Annotated in this window: 25 protein-coding genes and 2 pseudogenes; 15 read left to right on the forward strand and 12 right to left on the reverse strand. The window is 50.1% G+C overall.

The genetic code is table 11. The features are described from left to right. Positions 1-263: 263 nt before the first annotated feature. Both A1WG_RS25330 and yoaE read left to right on the forward strand, forming a co-directional pair. Positions 264-422: a protein YoaL gene (locus A1WG_RS25330; RefSeq protein WP_269471531.1), complete on the forward strand. Its 159-nt coding sequence runs from the start codon at positions 264-266 to the stop codon at positions 420-422. Continuing rightward, positions 410-1,966 (forward strand): CNNM family cation transport protein YoaE, encoded by a 1,557-nt coding sequence (yoaE, locus tag A1WG_RS03190; protein ID WP_000395006.1) that lies wholly within the window; start codon positions 410-412, stop codon positions 1,964-1,966. Before A1WG_RS25330 ends, yoaE begins: the two co-directional genes overlap by 13 nt. 3 nt (positions 1,967-1,969) lie before the next feature. Here the strand turns inward: yoaE and A1WG_RS03185 are convergent, their stop codons facing one another. From A1WG_RS03185 to pabB, 4 genes are all read right to left on the reverse strand, one after another. Then, on the reverse strand, positions 1,970-3,568 hold the full coding sequence (locus tag A1WG_RS03185; RefSeq protein WP_001516271.1) for an EAL domain-containing protein: 1,599 nt from the start codon (positions 3,566-3,568) through the stop codon (positions 1,970-1,972). 129 nt (positions 3,569-3,697) lie between these two features. Continuing rightward, the gene (gene sdaA, locus A1WG_RS03180) at positions 3,698-5,062 is read right to left on the reverse strand and encodes an L-serine ammonia-lyase (RefSeq protein WP_000624308.1); all 1,365 of its coding nucleotides are present in this window, start codon (positions 5,060-5,062) and stop codon (positions 3,698-3,700) included. 183 nt (positions 5,063-5,245) lie between these two features. Then, complete coding sequence (locus A1WG_RS03175; RefSeq protein ID WP_000456725.1) at positions 5,246-5,824, reverse strand: CoA pyrophosphatase; 579 nt, start codon at positions 5,822-5,824, stop codon at positions 5,246-5,248. A 3-nt stretch (positions 5,825-5,827) separates the two neighbouring features. Next, positions 5,828-7,189 (reverse strand): aminodeoxychorismate synthase component 1, encoded by a 1,362-nt coding sequence (pabB, locus tag A1WG_RS03170; RefSeq protein ID WP_001516272.1) that lies wholly within the window; start codon positions 7,187-7,189, stop codon positions 5,828-5,830. A 73-nt stretch (positions 7,190-7,262) separates the two neighbouring features. Here pabB and A1WG_RS03165 point away from each other — a divergent pair, with 73 nt between their 5' ends. Both A1WG_RS03165 and A1WG_RS03160 read left to right on the forward strand, forming a co-directional pair. Then, the gene (locus A1WG_RS03165; RefSeq protein ID WP_000457334.1) at positions 7,263-7,442 is read left to right on the forward strand and encodes a YoaH family protein; all 180 of its coding nucleotides are present in this window, start codon (positions 7,263-7,265) and stop codon (positions 7,440-7,442) included. Between the two features lie 6 nt (positions 7,443-7,448). Beyond that, the gene (locus tag A1WG_RS03160; protein WP_000618094.1) at positions 7,449-7,901 is read left to right on the forward strand and encodes a pentapeptide repeat-containing protein; all 453 of its coding nucleotides are present in this window, start codon (positions 7,449-7,451) and stop codon (positions 7,899-7,901) included. A 91-nt stretch (positions 7,902-7,992) separates the two neighbouring features. Here the strand turns inward: A1WG_RS03160 and A1WG_RS03155 are convergent, their stop codons facing one another. Both A1WG_RS03155 and A1WG_RS03150 read right to left on the reverse strand, forming a co-directional pair. Next, positions 7,993-8,292, reverse strand: coding sequence for a DUF1889 family protein (locus A1WG_RS03155; protein WP_001112001.1), 300 nt, complete (start codon positions 8,290-8,292; stop codon positions 7,993-7,995). A gap of 419 nt (positions 8,293-8,711) precedes the next feature. Beyond that, a complete protein-coding gene (locus A1WG_RS03150; protein WP_010376144.1) occupies positions 8,712-9,056 on the reverse strand; it encodes a RidA family protein in 345 nt (114 codons plus the stop codon). A 131-nt stretch (positions 9,057-9,187) separates the two neighbouring features. On the opposite strand from A1WG_RS03150, the gene A1WG_RS03145 reads away from it, so the two are divergent. The 5 genes from A1WG_RS03145 (at position 9,188) to rnd (ending at position 15,559) form a co-directional block, all read left to right on the forward strand. Further along, entirely contained in the window at positions 9,188-11,098 is a 1,911-nt protein-coding gene (locus tag A1WG_RS03145) for a DNA repair helicase YoaA (protein WP_000128825.1), read from the forward strand. Positions 11,099-11,155: 57 nt separating this feature from the next. Further along, entirely contained in the window at positions 11,156-11,851 is a 696-nt protein-coding gene (gene tsaB / locus A1WG_RS03140) for a tRNA (adenosine(37)-N6)-threonylcarbamoyltransferase complex dimerization subunit type 1 TsaB (RefSeq protein ID WP_001221005.1), read from the forward strand. A 39-nt stretch (positions 11,852-11,890) separates the two neighbouring features. After that, complete coding sequence (yeaY, locus tag A1WG_RS03135; protein ID WP_000290579.1) at positions 11,891-12,472, forward strand: Slp family lipoprotein YeaY; 582 nt, start codon at positions 11,891-11,893, stop codon at positions 12,470-12,472. A gap of 204 nt (positions 12,473-12,676) precedes the next feature. Next, positions 12,677-14,362 (forward strand): long-chain-fatty-acid--CoA ligase FadD, encoded by a 1,686-nt coding sequence (gene fadD / locus A1WG_RS03130; protein WP_010376141.1) that lies wholly within the window; start codon positions 12,677-12,679, stop codon positions 14,360-14,362. Between the two features lie 81 nt (positions 14,363-14,443). Continuing rightward, positions 14,444-15,559, forward strand: coding sequence for a ribonuclease D (rnd, locus tag A1WG_RS03125; protein WP_001516274.1), 1,116 nt, complete (start codon positions 14,444-14,446; stop codon positions 15,557-15,559). 97 nt (positions 15,560-15,656) lie between these two features. Here the strand turns inward: rnd and A1WG_RS25180 are convergent. Then, positions 15,657-15,767, reverse strand: a pseudogene (locus A1WG_RS25180) (tartrate dehydrogenase); the annotation flags it as partial. Position 15,768: 1 nt separating this feature from the next. Between A1WG_RS25180 and A1WG_RS23815 the strand changes: the two are divergent. The 5 genes and pseudogenes from A1WG_RS23815 to A1WG_RS03105 form a co-directional block, all read left to right on the forward strand. Then, positions 15,769-16,089, forward strand: a pseudogene (locus A1WG_RS23815) (LysR substrate-binding domain-containing protein); the annotation flags it as partial. Positions 16,090-16,215: 126 nt separating this feature from the next. Next, positions 16,216-16,854, forward strand: a complete 639-nt coding sequence (gene leuE / locus A1WG_RS03120; protein ID WP_000457213.1) for a leucine efflux protein LeuE — start codon at positions 16,216-16,218, stop codon at positions 16,852-16,854. 171 nt (positions 16,855-17,025) lie between these two features. Further along, a complete protein-coding gene (yeaR, locus tag A1WG_RS03115; protein WP_000939314.1) occupies positions 17,026-17,385 on the forward strand; it encodes a DUF1971 domain-containing protein YeaR in 360 nt (119 codons plus the stop codon). 3 nt (positions 17,386-17,388) lie between these two features. Continuing rightward, positions 17,389-17,571: a DUF1869 domain-containing protein gene (locus tag A1WG_RS03110; protein WP_000513737.1), complete on the forward strand. Its 183-nt coding sequence runs from the start codon at positions 17,389-17,391 to the stop codon at positions 17,569-17,571. Positions 17,572-17,719: 148 nt separating this feature from the next. After that, positions 17,720-17,968 (forward strand): GlsB/YeaQ/YmgE family stress response membrane protein, encoded by a 249-nt coding sequence (locus A1WG_RS03105; protein ID WP_000512152.1) that lies wholly within the window; start codon positions 17,720-17,722, stop codon positions 17,966-17,968. 58 nt (positions 17,969-18,026) lie between these two features. On the opposite strand, the gene yoaJ is transcribed toward A1WG_RS03105, so the two are convergent. Genes yoaJ through A1WG_RS03100 form a run of 3 tightly spaced genes read right to left on the reverse strand, consistent with a single transcriptional unit; the run spans position 18,027 to position 19,260 of the window. Continuing rightward, positions 18,027-18,101, reverse strand: coding sequence for a protein YoaJ (gene yoaJ, locus A1WG_RS24360; RefSeq protein ID WP_001386836.1), 75 nt, complete (start codon positions 18,099-18,101; stop codon positions 18,027-18,029). Positions 18,102-18,103: 2 nt separating this feature from the next. Further along, entirely contained in the window at positions 18,104-18,202 is a 99-nt protein-coding gene (locus tag A1WG_RS0122395; RefSeq protein WP_001219350.1) for a YoaK family small membrane protein, read from the reverse strand. Positions 18,203-18,234: 32 nt separating this feature from the next. Continuing rightward, complete coding sequence (locus tag A1WG_RS03100; protein ID WP_001516275.1) at positions 18,235-19,260, reverse strand: sensor domain-containing diguanylate cyclase; 1,026 nt, start codon at positions 19,258-19,260, stop codon at positions 18,235-18,237. Between the two features lie 184 nt (positions 19,261-19,444). Between A1WG_RS03100 and A1WG_RS03095 the strand changes: the two genes are divergently transcribed. Continuing rightward, positions 19,445-19,699, forward strand: coding sequence for a putative hemolysin (locus A1WG_RS03095; protein ID WP_001516276.1), 255 nt, complete (start codon positions 19,445-19,447; stop codon positions 19,697-19,699). Between the two features lie 21 nt (positions 19,700-19,720). Here the strand turns inward: A1WG_RS03095 and A1WG_RS03090 are convergent, their stop codons facing one another. Beyond that, complete coding sequence (locus A1WG_RS03090; protein ID WP_001516277.1) at positions 19,721-20,068, reverse strand: DUF488 domain-containing protein; 348 nt, start codon at positions 20,066-20,068, stop codon at positions 19,721-19,723. Positions 20,069-20,165: 97 nt separating this feature from the next. After that, positions 20,166-20,612: a DUF441 domain-containing protein gene (locus A1WG_RS03085; protein ID WP_001516278.1), complete on the reverse strand. Its 447-nt coding sequence runs from the start codon at positions 20,610-20,612 to the stop codon at positions 20,166-20,168. Positions 20,613-20,669: the final 57 nt, after the last annotated feature.

A 20,669-nucleotide genomic window follows, 5' to 3' on the forward strand; every position in this document is an offset into this window, starting at 1 on the left:
ATCGTCGTCCACAATCGAATCGATTCAGATAAGGGTTACAACCAAAAACCCCCTGCGTTTCGCGATTTATTTTAGATATCGAAAAAAATATTTTATGTGATGAAGATCCGTAATTTAACTTTGGATTATCAAAATTCCGAAAGAGAAAATATTTTCGTCACATTTGTTTGCAAAGGAAGGTAAATCTTTGCCAAATCAGAGGTCTCTCTGATATGTTTAACTCCCGTTTAACAACCAAGGAGTATAGGGCAGCAGCCCGCAGTATGGATCGTCACCGACGTCATTTCAGCATCAGGCCTTTCAGCGCCTGCCTTTCTGGCACTTTTTGCCGCACCTTTTGTTTGCATTTTGTTGTTACGCCTGCATTATTTCTGGCGCCGAATAGCTATTCCTTAAGCAGGAGCTTGTCATGGAATTCTTAATGGACCCCTCGATTTGGGTGGGGCTACTCACGCTTGTCGTTCTTGAAATCGTGCTGGGTATCGATAACCTGGTTTTCATCGCCATCCTTGCCGACAAACTGCCACCGAAACAACGTGATAAAGCTCGTTTGTTAGGACTGTCGCTGGCGCTGATCATGCGTCTGGGACTGCTGTCGCTGATTTCATGGATGGTCACGCTGACCAAACCGCTATTTACCGTGATGGATTTTTCCTTCTCTGGTCGCGACCTGATTATGTTGTTCGGGGGGATATTCTTGCTGTTTAAAGCGACAACGGAGCTGCATGAACGGCTGGAAAACCGCGATCATGATTCCGGTCACGGTAAAGGTTATGCCAGCTTCTGGGTGGTAGTAACGCAGATTGTCATTCTCGATGCCGTCTTCTCGCTGGATGCGGTGATTACCGCAGTTGGGATGGTCAACCACCTGCCGGTGATGATGGCGGCGGTGGTGATTGCGATGGCGGTCATGTTGCTGGCGTCGAAACCGTTGACGAGATTCGTTAACCAGCATCCTACAGTGGTGGTGCTCTGCCTGAGCTTCTTGTTAATGATTGGTCTGAGCCTGGTTGCTGAAGGGTTTGGCTTCCATATTCCGAAAGGTTACCTGTATGCCGCGATTGGCTTCTCGATCATCATCGAAGTGTTTAACCAAATTGCGCGCCGTAACTTTATTCGTCATCAGTCAGCTTTACCGCTGCGTGCGCGTACTGCCGATGCCATCCTGCGTTTGATGGGGGGTAAACGTCAGGCGAACGTTCAGCACGATGCCGATAACCCGATGCCGATCCCTGTGCCGGAAGGCGCGTTTGCGGAAGAAGAGCGATATATGATTAACGGCGTGCTGACACTGGCGTCTCGCTCTCTGCGTGGGATTATGACACCGCGCGGCGAAATTAGCTGGGTTGACGCTAATCTCGGTGTTGATGAAATCCGTGAGCAGTTGCTTTCTTCGCCACATAGTCTGTTCCCGGTATGTCGCGGTGAACTGGATGAAATCATCGGTATCGTGCGTGCTAAAGAACTGCTGGTGGCGCTGGAAGATGGCGTTGATGTCGCAGCAATTGCCTCGGCTTCTCCGGCGATTATCGTTCCGGAAACCCTCGATCCGATCAACCTGCTGGGCGTGCTGCGTCGTGCTCGCGGTAGTTTTGTTATCGTTACCAACGAGTTTGGTGTGGTGCAAGGCCTGGTCACGCCTCTGGATGTGCTGGAAGCCATTGCCGGTGAGTTCCCGGACGCTGATGAAACGCCGGAAATCATTACTGACGGCGACGGCTGGCTGGTAAAAGGCGGTACAGACTTACATGCCTTACAGCAGGCGCTTGATGTTGAGCACCTTGCCGATGACGATGATATCGCGACGGTGGCAGGTCTGGTGATTTCTGCAAATGGTCACATCCCGCGTGCTGGCGATGTGATTGACGTAGGGCCGTTACATATCACCATTGTTGAAGCTAATGATTATCGTGTTGATCTGGTTCGCATTGTTAAAGAGCAACTGGCGCACGACGAAGACGAATAATCATTAACGAAATGGCATGACGGGCGTGATATGCCCATTATGCCGGGCGGGCGGCGGTTGGCTGCCCGCCAGCCATTTTGGGAAATCACGCAGTGGCATCGGCTGCGCGTACAAATACCCTTGTAAAATATGCACCCCATGACGGCGTAAATACTTCGCCTGTTCTTGCGTTTCTACGCCCTCCGCCACCAGTTCAATATTCAGTCTTTGCCCCAATGCGATGATGATATCGGTTACCGTCGAGTTAACCGCATCGGAACCAATTGCAGCGGTGAAAGACTTATCGATTTTCAGCACATCAGGGCGTAACGTTTCCAGCCAGGAAAACGAACTGTTGCCGGTGCCGAAGTCATCAATCGCCAGTTTGACGTTTTTACGATGCAGTTCGCGGGCAATCCGATAATCGACATCCAGTAAGGCATCGCGCTCGGTGATTTCGAGGATGAGTTGCTGAATCGGGTTAGCACTAAACCAATATTGATTGAGATCCTTCAATAACACGCCGCGGCGAAAATGGCTGGGGGCGACGTTAATCCCAATGTGAAACTGGCTGCTCATTGGAAAAACGTGGATTTGGCGGATGGTTTCCATCATCACATAACGGGTAAGCGGCACTATCAGATGATGTTCTTCCGCGATAGGGATAAATACATCTGGTGAGATCCACCCCTGACGCGGGTTATTCCAGCGCAGCAATATTTCTACACCAACACATTGCTGGCTACGAGCGTTTAGTAAAGGTTGACAGAATAGCTCGAATTCATGTTGCGCGAGGCCAAGATTAATTTCGCGCGAAAAACTCATTCTATGGGCGGTTGCCAGCCATGCGATGTAACCCACCAGTAAACTCAACAGTACCGCCAGTGGAAACTGGCTGGGAAGATGATGCAACGCCAGCGCTGTCGCGCCAGGGCCGCTAACGCTGATGGTAAAAGGGAAGTTCTGCGATGAAACCTGGTAACGTTCATTGCCATTAAGTGGAGGTAAAGCGTCAACCAGACCGTCACCATAGAGTAAATGGCGATCAGCCACCGTCAGGCTGGCGTTTCTAATTTGCGGCAACTGCGGTTCCAGTAACATCGTCGTCAATAGGTCAATGTTGATCATCTCCAGAACGCCATCGCCAGTATGTGATTGAGAGGGATACCACTGGATCAGCACTGGACTACCTTTAATCAACACGCGATCGGTGGTAAGGCGCAAAAGAGCCTGTGGGGCGGGCAAATCGGCCTGAATATCATGAACCGGAACATTGCGATAGCCAAAGATACTGGAGCAGTAAAGTGTACCGTTTTGTACCAGACCAATAGAACGCACCGTTTGCAGTTTTGCGGCTTGTTTGCGTAGAGGCAAATGAGTGACTGAGCAAGGGAGGCCAATCAACGGAAGTAACATCTCGCGTCCCGCCTGAAGGGGTTGCAATATATTATCCAGCTCTTCAACCGCGTGATTGGCGAAAAGTATCACCCGCTGTTGATTTAAATTACGCTGTGAAATAAATCGCACGCTTAGTGTCGCCACAAGCGTAAAGAGTGCGCAAATTGTACAAACAATCATTCGATTACGGCGATAAGTTTTGATGATCCGTTGTGCTTTTTGCATGCGGGCCGCCCTGTAAGCGTATGGCAACAAACGCCTGACGCAACAGTGGAAGTGTAGTGGGGAAATTTACAGCAGACGAGAAAGCGGGGGAAATTCGCCCATCCGTTGCAGATGGGCGAAAGAAAAGTATTAGTCACACTGGACTTTTATTGCCAGACCACCGCGAGAGGTTTCACGGTACTTGGCGTTCATATCCTTACCGGTTTCGTACATTGTCTCGATGACTTTATCCAGCGAGACGCGCGGAGCACTGGTGCGGCGTAAAGCCATGCGTGCGGCGTTGATCGCCTTCACCGATGCAATAGCATTACGCTCAATGCATGGCACCTGAACCTGACCGGCCACCGGATCGCAGGTCAGACCGAGGTTGTGTTCCATCCCAATTTCCGCTGCCACACAAACCTGTTCCGGGCTACCGCCCAACAATTCAGCCAGGCCTGCGGCGGCCATTGAACAGGCTACGCCGACTTCGCCCTGACAACCCACTTCAGCACCGGAAATAGAAGCGTTCATTTTATACAACGCGCCAATTGCCCCAGCGGCCATAAAATAGCGGGTATAGATATCCGGGCTGACCGATTCAATAAAGTGGTCGTAATAGGCCAACACTGCCGGAACAATGCCGCACGCACCGTTGGTAGGCGCTGTCACCACGCGACCACCTGCGGCGTTTTCTTCGTTCACTGCCAGCGCAAACATGTTCACCCAGTCGATAACATTCATCGGATCGTTAGACAGTTTATCGCTGGAAACCAGCATCCGGCGCAGGGCAGATGCACGGCGCGGAACACGCAGCGGCCCAGGCAATACGCCTTCGGTATTCATTCCGCGATCGATACACGCCTGCATGGTCTGCCAGACATGCGCGAAATAGTCATCGATCTCTTTCTTACTGTGCAGCGCCAGTTCGTTCTGCATTGCCAGGCCGGAAAGGGAATAGCCAGTTTCATTACAGTACGCCAGCAACTCGGTTGCAGATTTAAACGGATACGGCACACTGACTTCGTTGGTGGCATCGTGACCAAAATGTTCTTCATCGACGATAAAACCGCCGCCGATGGAATAATAAGTTTTGCTGTAAACAACTTTATCGCCATTATACGCGTGGATCTGCATCCCGTTTTCATGCAGCGGCAGGTTGCCGTTATGAAAACGCATCCCATTGTCACGGGGGAAATCCACTTCATGCCGTCCCTGCGCCAGCAGCAGACGTTCGCGCTCTTCTACGTCGCGAATAAAACCGGGAATACTGTCGATATCCACGGTGGCAGGTTCGTTACCTGCAAGACCCATAATAATGGCGATATCGGTATGATGGCCTTTACCCGTCAGCGATAGAGAACCGTAAACGTCCACGGCAACGCGGGTAACGCTATCCAGTAAGCCTTTTTCGACCAGATCATCGACGAACTGTTTACCCGCCTTCATAGGCCCTACAGTATGGGAAGATGAGGGACCAATCCCCACCTTAAACATGTCGAATAGACTAATCACGATAATACTCCTGACAAGGTGACTGGACTTCCAGTAACGAACTAATAACAGCGCATAGTGTAAGAGGGAACGCGGCGATCGGCTTAACTATTCACATGAATTAAACTAATCAAAAACCGCGATTTAACTAATATTGCGATGATTGTCTCAAGTAGTGTTTTGTAGATGTAAAGATAAGTATAGTCAGGGTTTCACACCAATTTGCAGCGCCAGCTCACGAATTATGCCTGCGGTCATTCCCCATACAAAATACTGTTCGTACCAGGAAAGCCATACCCGATGTGAATCGCCACGGCGGTAGATATCTAAAGGGTGATAGCGCCCCAGATGTAATGCCTGAGCGAGCGGCATTTCAAACACAGCGGAGACTTCATCTTCACTGGCGCGATAGGGTAAATCGGGCGGGATAATACCGACGACTGGGGTTACCTGGTAACCCGTTACGCTATCGACGGGCGGCAGCACGCCGATAACTTCAACGGCTGAAGGCGGTATAGCGACTTCTTCTTCGGCTTCGCGTAGCGCGGCGGCGATAACTGACGCGTCGGTGTCATCTACTGCGCCACCTGGAAACGCCACCTGTCCGGCGTGTTTACGCAGGTGAATTGAACGCTGAGTAAGTAACAAACCCGGTTGCGGTCGGCGCACGATGGGGATTAACACAGCAGCCTGACGATGATTTAAGGTTTCCCGGTTAATTTGCGGGCGCAAAAGTTGAAAGCGTGATAAAAAATCATCAAGCGTCAGGCTACGGTATTCCACGTCTTACTTCTCCAGTTGCTTCAGAATACGATTAACTTTATCAAAAGTTTCCTGATATTCCGCCTCTTCCTGGCTATCGGCGACAATACCGCCGCCCGCAGAGCAGTAAATTTGCCCGTTAACCGCGGTCAGGGTGCGGATAGTGATGCTGGTGTCCATATTGCCGCAAAAACTTAAATAGCCAATGCTGCCACACCAGGCGTTGCGTCGCTGAGGTTCCAGTTCGTCGATAATTTCCATTGCCCGTACTTTCGGTGCGCCGGTGATTGAGCCTCCGGGAAAAGCCGCGCGCAGCAGATCGCTGGCATGCAACTGCTCGGGAAGGCGTGCCGTTATGGTGCTGACCAGATGATGCACTGCAGGGAAGGGCTCCACCACGAACAGCTCCGGCACTTTTACCGAACCTGCGACGGCAACACGGCCAATATCATTACGCATTAAATCGACAATCATCAGGTTTTCGGCGCGATCTTTCGGTGAGTTCGCCAGTTTTTCTGCCTGTTTGCTATCTTCCTGAGGATCGGCCAGACGCGGCAGAGTGCCTTTAATCGGACGGGTCTGGATCTCACCATCAGCACAAAGAATAAAACGTTCTGGCGAGAGGCTTAAAATCGCACCTTGCTCCAGGCGCAGGAAGGCACTAAATGGTGCACGGTTGGCCTGGTTGAGTTTAACGAACGCCAGCCACTCATCACCAGAATAGGTAGCTTGAAAACGCTGGGCAAGATTCACCTGGTAACAATCGCCGCTGTGCAGATATTCCTGCACCTGGCGAAATTTCTCGCCATACTGTTCGCGGCTCATATTAGATTGCCAGGCAGAGGTTAGCGTGAAATCACCCTGCGGTGTAATTTGCTGGTTTTCCAGCCACGCCAGACGGGCATTGACATCATTATGACTCAGCAAAGAAACAACCCGGTGCTGGTGGTCGACAATCAACGCCCAGTCGTAGATACCTACCGCCATATCAGGAAGGTTGATATCTCTCAGCGCCAATTCCGGCAGGGACTCAAAACGGCGGCCCAGGTCATAGCCAAATAAACCCAGTGCGCCACCCTGAAATGGCAAATTACCATTATGCAACGGGTGAATGTTTGCATGCTCCAGCGCCTGTTGGAGTACCTTTAACGGGTCATCAGTGGTCGTTGTACGGGTTTCTCCTTCACACACCACGGTTTCATTACCGTGAGTTGTTAAGGTGCAAACGGGGTCTGCCACCACAATATCAAACCGACTATGCGGATGATCGGCATAGCCGGAGTGCAAAAGCATCGCCCACGGCAAGTGGCTCAAGCGGGAGAAATAAAATTCAGCGGCGTCCTGACGCCAGGGTAAAGTAATCACTGCGGGAGATAACGTCTTCATTAGTCCTGACTCTACTGGCTATGTGCCGGGTAGCATGAAATAATTAGCGCCAACAATTTAGCAGGAGTTAACAATGTTTGCAGGTTTACCTTCACTCACCCATGAACAGCAGCAAAAAGCCGTTGAGCGGATTCAGGAATTGATGGCACAGGGGATGAGCAGCGGTCAGGCAATCGCACTGGTAGCCGAAGAGTTACGCGCCAACCATTCCGGCGAACGGATTGTGGCGCGTTTTGAGGATGAAGACGAGTAATACACAATGATCCGTATCGATTTCGTCACGGATGACGTTCTGTATCTTGATACGGATAGCCTCATCGGCTGGGATTTTTCCGGCATGAATTTACATCGCGCTATTTTTGATGGCATGTGTCTGGATGGTGCTCGGTTTAATGATGCGCATCTGCGTAATATCAGTTTCATCACATCCTCCCTTATTGGGGCCGACCTCTCGTCTGCCGCCCTGATGTGTGCCTGGCTAAATCACGCCGATCTGACGAATTGTAATTTTTATCAGTCACGCCCCATTGCTGCTGATTTTAGACATTCACGACTTTGTGGGGCAGATTTTACCGCTGCCGATTTAAGAGGTGCTAATTTCGCTGGGACAGATCTTCAGAATGTTTGTTTCAACGGGGTGCATTATGACAAGCGAACCATTTGGCCTGCAGCGTTTGAACCAAAGAAACGCGGGGCTGTTTTGCTTGATTGAATTCAGCGGTTTTATTGATAACGAGAAAAAAGGACGCTTTTCTAAGATCAATGAAAGCGTCCGGATTGATTTTTAGTGCTGGAGTTTTGACTCACACAAGGGCTTTAAGTTCTTCCTGCATATAAGACGAGAAGTATTCAGGGTTTTTAATCACCACGCGTTCACCAGACTCCATTTTTTTTGCCCAGCCAACCATTTTTTCCGTGAATCCAGGATTCCAGCCTTCCTGTTCAGCTCGCGCAGTAATATCGGTGGCCGTCGCGGGTACACCCAGAGCATGCAAATATTTAAATATTCCCTTCGCCGTACTTTCATTCATAGAGCTGGGGGTTGGTGCTGATATATCCATAGCACTAATGAAATCCAGGGCTTTATCTATTACAGCAGGCATATTCTTGTCCTTAAATTAACCACGTTTTCGATAAGGCTATATATGACATTAAATTGTGCCTAATATCAAAAGGATTATGACAATATCTCATTCGTTAACCTGTTGACATTCAGGTATTTTAAAGGTAGCAGGTCATGGCGGGTTATCTAGTGATGTGCCGAAATTAACAGAGAATCGTAGTACCGTAGCCTGGTTGTTCAGGTAAGTAAGGGCAACAGCGGAAAACAGGTTAGGTTAATTGAGTGATTAACACGTGGTTTAGTTTTTATGATTAATATCGTTTCTTTATAAATAAACTTGAAATCAAAAAAATAAATAATAAAGCCCCCGACTGGGGCACCGTCCATCTAAGGTAAGAGCTTAAGTACTGGTCGATTTGTTCATGATCGACCAGTATTTTCGATAATTCTCTTCCGGAATTAAACCGCCGCAATAATCTTAATTTCAACTTTATACTGCGGATTCATCAGTCCCGCTTGCACCGTGCAGCGTACCGGAGCATGACCCGCGACAACCCAGGCATCCCACGCTTTATTCATTGCCGCAAAGTCGTTTTTATCGGCCAGGAAAATGGTGGCATCCAGAATGCTCGACTTATTGCTGCCCTGTTTTTCCAGCACCGCGTCAATTTGCGCCAGTGTATTTGCCGTTTGCTCAAAAGCATCGGCGTCGAGGTTTTCCGGTACGCCAGTGTAGTAGAGCGTGTTGTTGTGGATCACCACATCAGACCAGCGGGCTTCGGCGTCTATACGAACGATAGTCATCATTTTGTCCTCATTATCATTCCATTTTTGTGCTGCAAAGACTGCCACAATGTGAAGTCGCCGTCATCACTTCAACTGGCGAAAAATAGCCTGGCCTGACATAATCCCTGTTCAAATCAACAGGGGGTAGTGTGACGGACGATTTTGCACCAGACGGTCAGTTGGCGAAAGCGATACCAGGCTTTAAGCCGCGTGAACCACAGCGACAGATGGCGGTAGCCGTCACCGGGGCGATAGAAAAAAGCCAACCGCTGGTGGTGGAAGCGGGAACCGGTACGGGCAAAACCTACGCTTACCTTGCCCCTGCGCTGCGGGCGAAAAAGAAAGTCATTATCTCGACTGGCTCGAAAGCATTACAAGATCAACTCTACAGCCGTGATTTGCCGACGGTGTCAAAGGCGCTGAAATACACCGGCAATGTGGCATTGTTGAAAGGACGTTCAAACTACCTCTGCCTCGAACGTCTCGAACAGCAGGCGCTGGCGGGCGGCGATCTGCCGGTACAAATCTTAAGCGATGTGATCCTGCTACGCTCCTGGTCCAATCAAACCGTCGATGGTGATATCAGCACCTGCGTCAGCGTTGCGGAAGATTCTCAGGCATGGCCGCTGGTCACCAGCACTAACGATAACTGCCTCGGCAGCGACTGCCCGATGTATAAAGATTGCTTTGTGGTCAAAGCACGCAAAAAAGCGATGGACGCCGATGTAGTGGTGGTAAACCATCATTTGTTTCTGGCGGATATGGTGGTCAAAGAGAGCGGATTTGGCGAACTGATCCCGGAAGCGGACGTGATGATCTTCGACGAAGCCCATCAGTTGCCGGATATTGCCAGCCAGTACTTTGGTCAGTCACTTTCCAGCCGACAACTGCTCGACCTGGCAAAAGACATCACCATCGCCTATCGCACTGAATTAAAAGACACTCAACAGTTACAAAAGTGCGCCGACCGCCTTGCTCAGAGTGCGCAGGATTTTCGCCTGCAACTCGGTGAGCCGGGTTATCGTGGCAATCTGCGCGAATTGTTAGCCAATCCGCAAATTCAGCGGGCGTTTTTACTGCTCGATGACACGCTTGAACTCTGTTACGACGTGGCGAAATTGTCGCTGGGTCGTTCCGCGTTGCTGGATGCGGCATTTGAACGTGCCACGTTATATCGCACACGTCTGAAGCGGCTGAAAGAGATCAACCAACCGGGCTACAGTTACTGGTACGAATGCACCTCACGTCATTTCACTCTGGCGCTGACGCCGCTCAGCGTGGCGGATAAATTCAAAGAGTTAATGGCACAAAAACCCGGAAGCTGGATTTTTACCTCGGCAACGTTGTCAGTGAATGACGATCTGCATCATTTTACCTCCCGGCTTGGCATCGAACAGGCCGAGTCGTTGCTGTTACCCAGCCCATTTGATTACAGCCGCCAGGCGTTACTCTGTGTGCCGCGTAACCTGCCGCAAACTAATCAACCGGGTTCCGCACGGCAACTGGCAGCAATGTTGCGACCGCTCATCGAAGCCAACAATGGGCGCTGCTTTATGCTTTGCACCTCACACGCCATGATGCGCGATCTGGCCGAGCAGTTCCGTGCCACCATGACGCTTCCCGTTTTGTTGCAGGGTGAAACCAGTAAAGGGCAATTGTTGCAGCAGTTTGTCAGTGCCGGTAACGCGCTTCTTGTCGCAACCAGTAGTTTCTGGGAAGGGGTGGATGTGCGCGGCGATACGCTGTCACTGGTGATTATCGACAAGTTGCCGTTTACCTCGCCGGACGACCCACTACTAAAAGCGCGAATGGAAGATTGTCGTTTGCGCGGTGGCGACCCGTTCGATGAAGTGCAACTGCCAGATGCGGTCATTACTCTCAAACAGGGGGTAGGGCGACTGATTCGCGACGCCGACGATCGCGGTGTGCTGGTGATTTGCGACAATCGGCTGGTGATGCGCCCTTACGGCGCGACGTTCCTCGCCAGCCTGCCGCCTGCGCCGCGCACCCGTGATATAGCCCGTGCGGTTCGTTTCCTTGCGATACCTTCCTCCAGGTAATTTGTGATGGAGTATGGTATGATGCGCGCCTTTTTATTGATCTAAGCACGAAGACCCATGCGAATTCTGGCTATCGATACCGCGACAGAGGCCTGCTCTGTCGCCCTGTGGAATGACGGCACTGTCAACGCTCATTTTGAGCTTTGCCCACGTGAACATACTCAACGAATCTTACCGATGGTGCAGGATATCCTGACCACCAGCGGAACCTCCCTGACTAACATAAACGCATTAGCTTACGGGCGTGGTCCCGGTAGCTTCACCGGTGTGCGTATCGGTATTGGTATTGCACAAGGGCTGGCGCTTGGCGCGGAGCTGCCGATGATTGGCGTCTCCACGCTAATGACCATGGCGCAAGGGGCATGGCGCAAAAATGGCGCGACCCGTGTGCTGGCGGCTATTGACGCGCGAATGGGCGAAGTTTACTGGGCCGAATATCAGCGTGATGAAAATGGTATCTGGCACGGTGAAGAAACCGAAGCTGTACTCAAACCAGAACTCGTTCATGAGCGGATGCAGCAGCTTTCCGGTGAATGGGTGACGGTGGGGACAGGCTGGCAAGCCTGGCCGGATCTCGGTAAAGAGAGCGGGCTGGTTTTGCGCGATGGCGAAGTGTTACTGCCCGCCGCAGAAGATATGCTGCCGATTGCCTGCCAGCTCTTTGCTGAAGGCAAAACGGTGGCAGTGGAACATGCCGAGCCGGTTTATTTGCGTAACAACGTCGCGTGGAAGAAACTTCCGGGCAAAGAATGAATCTTAAGAGTATGCCCTGAGAAAAAAAGGAGTCGCATCATGGCGGTTCAAAAGAATGTTATCAAAGGCATACTGGCAGGTACGTTTGCGCTAATGTTGAGCGGTTGTGTCACTGTGCCGGATGCCATTAAAGGCAGCAGTCCCACGCCGCAACAAGATTTAGTTCGGGTGATGAGCGCGCCGCAATTGTATGTTGGTCAGGAAGCGCGCTTTGGCGGCAAAGTGGTCGCGGTACAAAACCAGCAGGGGAAAACCCGTCTGGAAATTGCCACCGTACCGCTCGATAGCGGAGCCAGGCCGACGTTGGGGGAACCTTCTCGCGGGCGCATTTATGCCGATGTGAACGGTTTTCTTGATCCAGTTGATTTCCGCGGACAACTGGTGACGGTTGTCGGGCCAATCACCGGTACGGTTGACGGTAAAATCGGCAATACACCCTATAAATTTATGGTTATGCAGGTAACGGGCTATAAGCGTTGGCATTTAACCCAGCAGGTGATTATGCCGCCGCAGCCGATTGATCCGTGGTTTTATGGTGGCCGTGGCTGGCCCTATGGCTACGGCGGATGGGGCTGGTATAATCCCGGCCCTGCAAGAGTACAAACAGTTGTAACTGAATAATTGCTTGTTTTTAAAGAAAAAGAAACAGCGGCTGGTCCGCTGTTTCTGCATTCTTAGAGTAAAGATAAAAATAAATAGTGACGCGCTTCGCAACCTTTTCGTTGGGGAATTATCAAGCTGGTATGATGAGTTAATATTATGTTAATAACATGTATATCACTTGGGGTTGCGATGACGACGAACACGCATTTTAGAGGTGAAGAATTGAAGAAGGTTTGGCTTAACCGTTATCCCGCGGATGTTCCGACGGAGATCAACCCTGACCGTTATCAATCTCTGGTAGATATGTTTGAGCAATCGGTCGCGCGCTATGCCGACAAGCCCGCGTTTGTGAATATGGGGGAGGTGATGACCTTCCGCAAACTGGAAGAGCGCAGTCGTGCGTTCGCCGCGTATTTACAACAAGGGCTGGGGCTGAAGAAGGGCGATCGCGTTGCGCTGATGATGCCTAACTTATTGCAATATCCGGTGGCGCTGTTCGGCATTTTGCGCGCCGGGATGATCGTCGTAAACGTCAATCCGTTATATACCCCGCGCGAGCTTGAGCATCAGCTCAACGACAGCGGCGCATCTGCGATTGTCATCGTGTCCAACTTTGCCCATACCCTGGAAAAAGTGGTTGATAAAACCGCTGTCCAGCACGTGATTCTGACACGTATGGGCGATCAGCTTTCTACGGCGAAAGGGACGCTGGTTAACTTCGTTGTTAAATACATCAAGCGTCTGGTGCCGAAATATCATCTGCCAGATGCCATTTCATTTCGTAGCGCTCTGCATAATGGTTACCGGATGCAGTACGTAAAACCTGAACTGGTGCCGGAAGATTTAGCCTTCCTGCAATACACCGGCGGCACCACTGGCGTAGCGAAAGGCGCAATGCTGACTCACCGCAACATGCTGGCAAATCTGGAACAGGTTAACGCGACCTACGGGCCGCTGTTGTATCCGGGTAAAGAGCTGGTGGTGACGGCATTGCCGCTGTATCACATTTTCGCATTGACCATTAACTGCCTGCTGTTTATCGAACTGGGCGGGCAGAATCTGCTTATTACTAACCCACGTGATATTCCGGGGCTGGTGAAAGAGCTGGCGAAATATCCGTTTACCGCGATCACCGGCGTTAACACGTTGTTCAACGCGTTGCTGAACAATAAAGAATTCCAGCAACTGGATTTCTCCAGTCTGCATCTTTCCGCTGGTGGTGGGATGCCTGTTCAGCAAGTGGTGGCAGAACGCTGGGTGAAACTGACCGGACAATATCTGCTGGAAGGTTATGGCCTGACCGAGTGTGCACCGCTGGTCAGCGTTAACCCGTATGATATTGATTATCATAGCGGTAGCATTGGTTTGCCGGTGCCGTCGACCGAAGCCAAGTTGGTTGATGACGACGATAACGAAGTACCGCCGGGTCAACCGGGTGAGCTTTGTGTCAAAGGGCCGCAGGTAATGCTGGGCTACTGGCAGCGTCCGGACGCTACCGATGAAATCATCAAAAATGGCTGGTTACACACCGGCGACATCGCGGTGATGGATGAAGAAGGATTCCTGCGCATTGTCGATCGTAAAAAAGACATGATTCTGGTTTCTGGCTTTAACGTCTACCCCAATGAGATTGAAGATGTGGTCATGCAGCACCCAGGTGTACAGGAAGTGGCGGCTGTTGGCGTACCTTCCGGTTCCAGCGGTGAAGCGGTGAAAATCTTCGTGGTGAAAAAAGACTCGTCACTCACGGAAGAATCACTGGTGACTTTTTGCCGCCGTCAGCTCACAGGCTATAAAGTACCGAAGCTGGTTGAGTTTCGTGATGAGTTACCGAAATCTAACGTCGGAAAAATTTTGCGACGAGAATTACGTGACGAAGCGCGCGGCAAAGTGGACAATAAAGCCTGAGCGTTAAGTCAGTCGTCAGACGCCGGTTAATCCGGCGTTTTTTTTGACGCCCACTAAAGAGAATACAATTTGAATTACCAAATGATTACCACGGACGATGCGCTGGCTTCTTTGTGTGAAGCCGTCCGTGCCTTTCCGGCGATAGCCCTGGATACTGAATTTGTACGTACGCGCACCTATTACCCGCAACTTGGGTTGATTCAACTTTTTGATGGCGAACATCTGGCGCTAATCGATCCACTCGGGATCACCGACTGGTCACCGCTGAAAGCGATCCTGCGCGATCCTTCCATCACCAAATTTCTCCATGCGGGCAGTGAAGATCTGGAAGTGTTCCTCAATGTCTTTGGTGAGTTACCACAACCTCTGATTGACACGCAAATCCTCGCCGCATTCTGTGGACGCCCGATGTCATGGGGCTTTGCCTCTATGGTGGAAGAGTATTCCGGCGTTACGCTCGACAAGAGCGAATCGCGCACCGACTGGCTGGCCAGACCGCTAACCGAGCGTCAATGCGAATACGCGGCGGCGGACGTCTGGTATCTGTTACCGATCGCCGCAAAGCTGATGGTTGAAACGGAAGCCTCTGGTTGGCTACCTGCGGCACTGGATGAATGCCGCCTGATGCAAACGCGTCGTCAGGAGATCGTTGCGCCAGAAGACGCATGGCGTGATATCACCAATGCCTGGCAATTACGCACGCGCCAACTCGCCTGTCTGCAACTGCTAGCCGACTGGCGGCTGCGTAAGGCTCGGGAGCGCGATCTGGCGGTGAACTTTGTCGTGCGTGAAGAGCATTTGTGGTCGGTAGCGCGTTATATGCCGGGCAGTCTGGGCGAGCTGGATAGCCTGGGCTTATCCGGTAGCGAAATCCGCTTCCACGGTAAGACGTTGCTGGCGCTGGTAGAGAAAGCGCAGGCATTGCCAGAAGAGGCCTTGCCGCAGCCGATGCTTAACCTGATGGATATGCCCGGTTATCGCAAAGCGTTTAAAGCGATTAAGTCGCTGATTACTGACGTGAGTGAAACGCACAAGATCAGCGTCGAATTGCTGGCATCGCGTCGGCAAATCAACCAACTGCTGAACTGGCACTGGAAATTAAAACCACAGAATAATTTGCCAGAGCTGATTTCCGGCTGGCGTGGTGCGCTGATGGCGGAAGCATTACACAATTTATTGCAGGAATATCCGCAATAAAACGTGCGTAAGCCGGACAAGGTGCGTTATGCGCTGCATCCGGCTTCGGATAAACTACAAATCCAACACCAGTCGGTTCAAATAAACTGGTTTGACCTTAACGCAAAATAATTTTGCAAATAGCGTCAGTAAATTGTGGCGTGGTGGCATTGCCTTTCATATCCGGTGTTTTCGGCCCGTGAGCAATCACTTCTTCAATCGCTGCCAGGTTTGGTGTCTGGCAATTGTGCAATAAAGAAGGGCAGTATACGATTAAAGTTACCGGGCCGATGTTGTCTAACCATGGGTAAATTGTGCATCAGTGGTGCCTCGATGGCCAGGGGATTGCGCTGCGCTCCTGGTGGGATGTCAGTGAAAATATTGCCAGTGGTCATTTAGCGCAAGTGCTACCGGAATATTACCAGCCAGCGAATGTCTGGGCGGTATATGTATCAAGGCTGGCGATGTCAGCGAAGGTGCGGATAACGGTAGAGTTTTTACGCCAGTATTTTTCCCAACACTATCCGAATTTTTCACTGGACCAGGCATGAATAACAATTCAATTGTCCAGTTATTGTCAGGTTAAAACCTGATTTTCTCCTTTCTAAGCCGTTGCGGATTGGTTAGCATATTCACCTTTAATCGCGCATGATCCAAAGAGAATTAAAGAGGTTAATGTGTTCGCAGAATATGGGGTTCTGAATTACTGGACCTATCTGGTTGGTGCCATTTTTATCGTGTTGGTGCCTGGGCCGAATACCCTGTTTGTGCTTAAAAATAGCGTCAGCAGTGGAGTGAAAGGCGGTTATCTTGCGGCCTGCGGTGTATTTATCGGTGACGCGGTATTGATGTTTCTGGCGTGGGCTGGTGTCGCAACCTTAATTAAGACCACACCGATATTATTCAATATCGTACGTTATCTTGGCGCGTTTTATTTGCTCTATCTGGGGGGTAAAATTCTTTACGCCACCCTGAAAGGTAAAAATAACGAGGCTAAATCAGATGAGCCACAATATGGTGCCATCTTCAAGCGCGCATTAATTTTGAGTCTGACCAATCCGAAAGCCATTTTGTTCTATGTGTCGTTTTTCGTACAGTTTATTGATGTCAATGCGCCACATACTGGGATTTCATTCTTTATTTTGGCGACAACACTGGAATTGGTAAGCTTCTGTTATTTGAGCTTCCTGATTATTTCAGGTGCATTTGTCACGCAATACATTCGCACCAAGAAGAAACTAGCCAAAGTGGGCAACTCGCTGATTGGTCTGATGTTTGTTGGTTTTGCCGCACGACTGGCGACGCTGCAGTCTTAATGCTTTCAGCCCGCGATGCTGCGGGCTTCCCTCCTGAAATGCATCTGTATTCACCGTTTGATGATGCTAAAAAGTAACCAATAAATGGTATTTAAAATGCAAATTATCAGGCGTACTCTGAAACGGCTGAAATAAATGGTTTTCAGCATATTTACTGAAGGAGGGAAAAGGATGCTGCAAATCCCACAGAACTACATTCATACGCGCTCAACACCTTTCTGGAATAAACAAACTGCGCCTGCCGGAATATTCGAACGTCATCTTGATAAAGGAACGCGTCCGGGTGTTTATCCACGCCTGTCCGTTATGCATGGGGCGGTCAAATATCTCGGCTACGCCGATGAACATAGCGCAGAACCTGATCAGGTGATCCTCATCGAAGCAGGTCAATTCGCGGTGTTCCCGCCAGAAAAGTGGCACAATATTGAAGCCATGACTGACGATACTTATTTCAACATTGACTTCTTCGTTGCTCCTGAAGTCCTGATGGAAGGTGCAAAACAACGGAAAGTCATTCATAGCGGGAAATGAATCATGGGCAAAGCAACGTATACCGTAACCGTCACCAATAACAGTAATGGTGTTTCTGTCGATTACGAAACAGAGACGCCGATGACCTTGCTGGTGCCAGAAGTGGCGGCTGAAGTAATAAAAGATCTCGTCAATACCGTGCGTTCATATGACACGGAAAACGAACATGATGTTTGTGGTTGGTAATAATTGCTAATGTCAGATGGCGCTAATTCAGCGCCATCGCAAAAAAAATCCTCTGTGACACACATCACAATTCTTGCTTCTCTTATGTTGTGCTATGCTTTTTATCAGCGACTAACCCGCTAATGCAAAACAGATAAGTGAGGAAACAATGGGCATTCTGTCATGGATTATTTTTGGACTTATTGCCGGTATTCTGGCGAAGTGGATCATGCCTGGTAAAGATGGTGGTGGATTCTTTATGACCATCCTGCTGGGAATTATCGGTGCCGTAGTTGGTGGATGGATCAGTACACTGTTTGGTTTTGGCAAAGTCGATGGCTTTAACTTTGGTAGTTTTGTTGTTGCCGTGATTGGTGCGCTTGTCGTGTTGTTTATCTACAGAAAAGTCAAAAGTTAATGCTGAAAAACACAAAGGCTGCCGACAGGCAGCCTTTGCTATTTTTACCGGCGTAGTGTTACCACCATCCCAGCTCGGTGCCAAGAACGACAATAATCGCCACGCCCATCATGATAATCGTTGTTTTTTTCATCTTCATGCCCCTGGGGCCGCATAGCCGCCAATAAAAAACCACGCTAAAAATACGACTGCCGTAATAAAGATTACGACGGGAAAGATAATACCGATTCGCATGTTACCACCAAAGAAAAGGATGTGAATATGCCTCAGGAATGCCTGTCTGAATGCGCGATAAAAGGTGTTTTCTCTTTGTGTTTTTTCTCCTGATACATCGCGATATCGGCAGCGTGCAGGGCACTGTCTGCGTCGGTTGTTTCAGGATCCACTTCAACTATGCCAAGACTGGCACCAGGATAAAACAGCTCAATATCGCCCAAGTGATATTCTCCACGTATTTGCTGTTGAATACGCTCACGCAGTGACGGGATATCCGCGTTTTCATTAACCAGAGATACGACTAAAAATTCATCGCCGCCGAGACGACCAATAATCTCGCCATTTTGATGCAGCTTATTGAGGCGCTCACCAACCTGAATAAGAAACAGATCGCCGCTATTGTGGCCAAAACGGTCATTGATTAGCTTGAAGTTATCCAGGTCGATAAAGGCAATCATGGCTTTACGCTTCAAATGCCGGGCAAGAGAAAACAGCGTCTTCAGGTTATCAAAAATCGCCCGCCGATTAGGTAGCCCAGTTAAAGAGTCAGTATACGACTGCGCAATCAAAGCGGCATTGGCTTCACGTAATTGCTCAACCAGCGCCTCTTTTTGAATATATTGTGCAATCAGCCCGGCGAATAACTGTAAAACCTGCTCTGCGCGCTCACTCCACGGACGCTTCTCGCTGCTGGCGGCGCAAAGCGTGCCATAGAATGAACCATCCGGTAAGTGAACCGGCGTGCTCAGGAATGTCGTGATGCCGAGATTGCGGGCTGCGATGCAGTCACCCCAACGATCGGGAACTTCATCGCTGAAAAAACAGTTTTCATCAATGGCGCGTTTGCACAACGAGTAATCCCACGAGACAGTAAAATTCTCCGGAATGTGCATTTTCTGGCTATTACGGGCGAACAGAATATGTTGCAGGCGCGCGTCAATATCCACTTTTGTCAGATAAGTCGACTCCATGTCGGTGACCATTTCCAGCATCTCCAGAAGCTGCCGAACCAGACTTTCGAGAGAATGTTCTGAGGCGAGTGACTGCGAAACGCGGGCAATGATCTGATCTGACACGAAAGAACTCCAGGATGCTGCGGGTAAAATGCTGATTATTTAATCTTTACAGGCATGATAAAACATCATCAACGAAGATGAAACTAGCTGTAATATATTTTAAGTGAATGTAAAAGAAATAGTGCTGCAAAACAAAACGATACCGCGATATTCTAAGGCGTAGATAAATGTGCGGGATCAATATATGAAAATTCTCAGTTTTGCTCTGCCTTGCCTGCTAATTCTGGCAGGGTGTTCAACTACTTCTCAGCCGGATGCGCCAAAACCGCCGCAGGTTGGCATGGCGAATCCGGCTTCGGTCTACTGTCAGCAGAAAGGCGGTACGCTCATTCCGGTGCAGACACCGCAAGGGGTCAGTAACAATTGCAAATTGCCGGGTGGTGAAACGATTGATGAATGGGCGTTATGGCGGCGGGATCATCCGGCTGGTGAAAAATAACAGCCGGATGCCATGCTAAAATCACAAGCTGCGTAGCCAGTCGGCCAGTACCAGTGCATGGTTTTGCGTGGTATTTTTTGCCGAGTAGAGCAGGGTCAGCGGCTGTTTTTGAGCGATTTCCGCCAGCCGTTTCCCTTCCGACTCGTGTTGCGCCAGTTCAGCAAGATATTGTTCGCGAAAGGTTTTAAAATCGACCACTTCTCCGTGAAAGGCTTTGCGCAACTCTGTTGATGGTGTGATCTCTTTATCCCACTCATCAAGTGCTAAATCAGTTTTTTTGATACCACGCGGCCAGAGGCGGTCGACCAGTACGCGATAACCATCGCTCTGTTCAGCCGGATCATAAACGCGTTTACACTGAATATTCATCGTGTTTGTTCTCCCTTTCACGCATGATTTACCACGTCACTATAGCACTTTGTGGCTGTTGGTTTTTTGTTGTGCCAGTTCTGAGTTCGAAAACAGTCTACTGTTTCCCGATGATCAGAGAGACCAGTCCCGCGGCAATAAGCGGGCCGACCGGTACACCGCGAAACAGTGCCACACCTAAAATTGTGCCTACCAGCAGCCCGGCGACCAGTTGCGGCTGGCTGCCCATTAACGTCACGCCGCGTCCGCCAAGCCAGGAGACAATCACTCCCACGGCAATCGCTACCAGCGATTTCCAGTTCAGAAACGAGTGAATCAGTGTCGAGGGGGGCAGTGTTCCGCTGGCAATAGGGGCCATTACGCCAATGGTCAGAATGATTATCCCGATACTCAGTCCCTGTTTTTCGATCCACGGAAAAAAGGTGCTTAACGGTGTGACGCGGACAATGATCAACACCAGAATTGAAACGGCGACAGTGGTGTTGTGGCTGATAAAGCCCAGCGCAGCTAAGCCGAGCAGGATCAGCAAAGTGACATCAAACATCGTGGTTTCCTTGCCAAAAAATAATAACCCGCCTACTTTACGCCTGCTGCTGAAAGG

This window comes from Escherichia sp. KTE96 (genome assembly GCF_000408525.1).
Taxonomy (GTDB): Bacteria; Pseudomonadota; Gammaproteobacteria; order Enterobacterales; family Enterobacteriaceae; genus Escherichia; species Escherichia marmotae.